At 64.9% G+C, this 4,052-nt stretch carries 3 protein-coding genes; 2 read left to right on the top strand and 1 reads right to left on the bottom strand.

Features of this window, described 5'->3' with window-relative positions; genetic code table 11:
* The first annotated feature begins 173 nt into the window (after nt 1–173).
* Nucleotides 174–2,108 (top strand): thrombospondin type 3 repeat-containing protein, encoded by a 1,935-nt coding sequence (locus tag Q9Q40_14450; protein MDQ7008419.1) that lies wholly within the window; start codon nt 174–176, stop codon nt 2,106–2,108.
* Between the two features lie 721 nt (nt 2,109–2,829).
* Here Q9Q40_14450 and Q9Q40_14445 read toward each other — a convergent pair.
* Nucleotides 2,830–3,594, bottom strand: coding sequence for a thrombospondin type 3 repeat-containing protein (locus tag Q9Q40_14445; GenBank protein MDQ7008418.1), 765 nt, complete (start codon nt 3,592–3,594; stop codon nt 2,830–2,832).
* Between the two features lie 193 nt (nt 3,595–3,787).
* Here Q9Q40_14445 and Q9Q40_14440 point away from each other — a divergent pair.
* On the top strand, nt 3,788–4,052 hold a 265-nt coding region (locus Q9Q40_14440; GenBank protein MDQ7008417.1), incomplete at its 3' end, for a hypothetical protein.

Below are 4,052 nucleotides of genomic sequence, written 5' to 3'. Positions count from 1 at the left end.
CACGACAGGTGGTACCGCCTCGAAAGCCTCCGGGCCGGCGACGGAGCCACGCCGTGAGTGGATGGACCAGCCGGTTTGGCAGTACCTTTCGTTCCAGCGCCGGTCTCGCCGCGGCCCTCATGGCTGCGGTGGGGCCGGAGCCCTCTCTTCTGGGCCAACAGGTTGATCCTCTGATGATTGACCTTGCAAGTGATTCCGACGCTGTACGCATTGACGGCGAAGAACTCATGGATGCAACAGGTGGAGCAATAGCGTCGTGCGATGTCAACGGAGATGGGATCCAAGATCTTGTCATCGGTAACCATCTGGGAGACGGCCCGGACAACAGCCGGGGGGATTGCGGCGAGGCCGACCTGGTTCTCGGACGCCGGTCACGATGGCATGGCCCGCTCCAGATCACCACGTCGCGGACTCTCCACATCATGGGACAGAGAACATCCGACACACTGGGATGGGGCGTCACCTGTGGTGACATCAATGCTGACGGTTACGACGACATCGTACTCTGTGCGCCGTATGCGGATCGGCAGGTGGGCAACAACTGGATCGAAGGGCAGGCCCACGTGATCTTCGGCAGTCCTTCGCTGGCCGGGGAGATCGATCTGCTTACGGACCCTGGACTTGTGATCTACGGCGGCTTCTACCATGGAGCGCTCTGCTACAACCCGATCATCGCCGATCTGAACGGCGATGGCACCCAAGACCTCGTTCTCGACGATATCAACTCCCTTGACTATGCGGAGACGGGCAAAGCTGGCAGAGTCTACGTTCTCTTCGGCCGAACAACCTGGCCGGCCGAGATGAACATGAAATGGGGCGATGCCGATGTCACTATCACGAGCAAGCCCGGAGACGGTTTCGGAGCCAATCTGACCGCGGGGGATCTCGATCAGGACGGCATCGACGATCTGGTCATCTCCGCCCGGCTCGGTGATGGCCCGACGGACCAGCGAGAGAACTGCGGTGATATCCATGTCTTCCGCGGGAGGTCGGTCTGGCCGTCGCTGATCGACCTCGCGGTGGAATGGCCGGACCTGTTCATCTACGGGGTGGATCCAGGTGATCAGAGCGGCGCGAGCCGAGGGCTCGATGTCGGGGACATCGATTCCGACGGGACCACCGAGCTGGAGATCGGTGCGCGCCTGGCGTGGGGCCGCGACAACACCGGCAAGTACGCGGGGGAGTTCCTTTCTCTGGAACTCGGGGAGACCTGGCCCGATCCCGCGGTGGTGGATCTCGCAACAACCCACGATCTGAGAATCTATGGAGCAGACTCAGGAGACCAGTTTGCACTGACGTGCCGAGTAGGGGACCTGAACGGTGATGGGAACCCCGACCTCGTCAATGGGGCGCGAGAAGCCGACGGCCCGGCAGAGTCGAGAGATCGGGCAGGAGAACTGACTGCCTTTCTCGGGCCCATTACCTTCCCGGCGGACCTCGGCATAGACACTCGTGACCACGATCTGGAAATCATCGGCGCTATGAGCCTTGACAAGCTCCAGTTGAGCGCCGTTGCCGATCTCAACGGTGATGGCGCGGATGAGGTTGTGGCGGCGTCTTCTGTTGGAAGTCCAGATGATGTTCTCCCCTCAGTCTGGTTGATCAGCCCCTACGATCTCGACGGGGATGGCATCACTCAGCTTCCCGACAACTGCCCTCTCGTAGCCAATGCGGACCAGGCGGACAGCGACGGCAACAACGTGGGAGACGCCTGTCAGGGGGACTGGGACGGGGACGGCCAAGACGACGAGACGGACTGCGCACCGGGCAACGCGGCGGGAGGTGTGCCGCCGGAGGTCACCGGGTTGCACGCGGACGGGGATTCCGTGACGACCATCACCTGGCAGAGTGCGAGCTTTGCGGACGAGTACGATCTCCACCGCGGCAACTTCTCTCAGTTGAGCGATTCGGACTACGGCAGTTGCCAGAACGACCGCGACCCGGACCTGACCGACACCACCTTCGAGGAGGAGCAGAGCCCCCCGGCCGGGAACGGCTTCTTCTTCCTCGTAGCGGGCCGCAACCTCGCCTGCGCCGTCGCTGGGACGCTGGGCGCGACCACCTCCGGGGAGGAGAGGACGAACTCGAACCCGAACCACTGTCCCTGACGGGTAGCTCCGCGAAGGATGGCACCTACCATCCGTGCTCGCGCACCTACCGAAGATGCACAGTGGCGAATCAGCGGGAACACGGTAACGGGCAGGAAATCGGCGTTCTTCCCAGGCCCTTCCATGGCAGCTATGCCAAGGGTCGCAGTATTATCGCGACATTACGCGGCATAGCGGGTTGTGGGAGCCCTGAAGAACGACCGAATGAGTTCTGGGAGCCTCTGGAGCCGACGGAGATGAGAAATGACTTCACGCCGAAGTTGATCGGGACCGGTGATCGCAATCCGGCCAATACCGTTGTTCTCGAGGTCGTTCCAAACGAGTTCGTCGGGATTCGGCTCGGGTGAGTACGGGGGCGAGAAGAAGAGCTGCAGCTTCCCCTTCGTGGACTTGACGAATTCGCGCACCTTCTTGGCTTTGTGACTCGGATGGCCATCCACGATCAGAACAATCGGACGATCTGCACCATGCAGAAGCCGCCTGAGAAACGTGATGTGAGCGCGGCAAACCAAATCTGACCCACGCGGCAATCGAAGACTGACCCACCGGCGACGGCATGCGGATCCGCGACATCGACAGCGATCTCGAGGCGTGCATCACCCGGCGAACCGGCCGTGGTCTTCCGACCAGCGGACCGCAAGGTGGAGCCGAGCCGACACCGGCCACCAGAGCAGACCGTTCCCGCCGGCAGATCGGAGCGCTGCGACAACCGACCGACCGGCTACGGGCAGGTCGAGCTGGTGCGCGCGGCGCCGGAGGATTCGGTGCCCCAGGTTCCCTGGCCGCAGGTGTTGGCAGCGCGGACGACGTACCAGAAGACGACGCCGGCCGGCGGCGGCGTGGTGTCCTGCGCGGAGGGCGCGTCCAGCGCCTGGGCGAGGCATTGCTCGGAAGGGCCCGAGCCGAGGGGCAACTCGTCCACCCGGCCGCGCAGCAGGTCGTAGACAGTGTCCCGGCCGGCCGCGGCGGCGACGCTATCCGACCAGGTCAGCGTGCTGCCATCAGCGGCCATGAGCAGGCCGGTCACCTCCCCGGGTGTGGCTATCACGAACGGGTTCGCAGGGGCGCAGTCACAGCCGTCGCCCGCGCCGTCCCCATCCGTGTCGACCTGCAGCGGATCGTCGAGGGCCGGGCAGGTGTCGCAGGCATCCGGGATGTCGTCCCCGTCGGGACCATTCTCCTGCCCCGGGTTGTAGTCGCGCGGACAGTTGTCGACGTCGCCGCAGATGCCGTCGCCGTCGAAATCGGCGTTGGGATCCAGCGGGCAGTCGATATGACGCGCGAGGTTGTGGGTGAACTCACCGCCCACGATGCGGGCTCCGATGACCACGGTCAACGTGTGGACCGGGCCGGAGAGGCCACCCTGGAACGTCCCGGAATCCCACTGCCCTTCCGCCCAGCCCGCAATGTTGTCGGTCCGCTCCGGCCCCGCCCGGGTGAACGACCCGCCCATGATCATCGGGCCGTCCTCGATCAGCGCGAACACCGTTCTACCTGCTGACGGCGACCACCTCAGACGGCGAGGGCGGCCTCGGCCGCGCCTCCGACGGCAGCGAACGGCAGGTCGATCAGCGCTGCCCCTGAACGCGCCCCAAAAGCACGCCTCCCTCCGCTGCCCCCATGCCGCCACGCCCGTACCTGCGGGCGCGCCGGCATGTACAGGGGATGTAGGGGAGGCGGTGAGCGAAGCGAACCCCTCCCGCCGCTACCCCTGGACCCCGGTGCCCACCATCAGTCACCATCCCCCCAGCACGTGCCCCAACCCCCGTGACTGCCCCCTCGTTCCAACCACCGCCGCCCGCTGGGCGGGGTTCGCTACGCTCATCACCGACCCCTACGCGTTGTCGGACCAGCGACCGCCCATCCTCGATCCGCTCGCCGATCCCGCGGTAACGGGGACAGGCGAGGTCTCTCACGGGCAGCCAGTCGGATTCGTGTTCTCCC

The organism is Acidobacteriota bacterium, assembly GCA_030949985.1.
GTDB lineage: Bacteria > Acidobacteriota > Polarisedimenticolia > J045 > J045 > JALTMS01.
Note: the sequence above shows the minus strand (reverse complement) of the source record. Positions and strands in the feature narration are given on the sequence as shown.

Coding starts and splice junctions, on each gene's coding strand:
- Q9Q40_14450 (MDQ7008419.1), top strand. CDS start 174: ATGATTGACCTTGCAAGTGATTCCGACGCTGTACGCATTGACGGCGAA.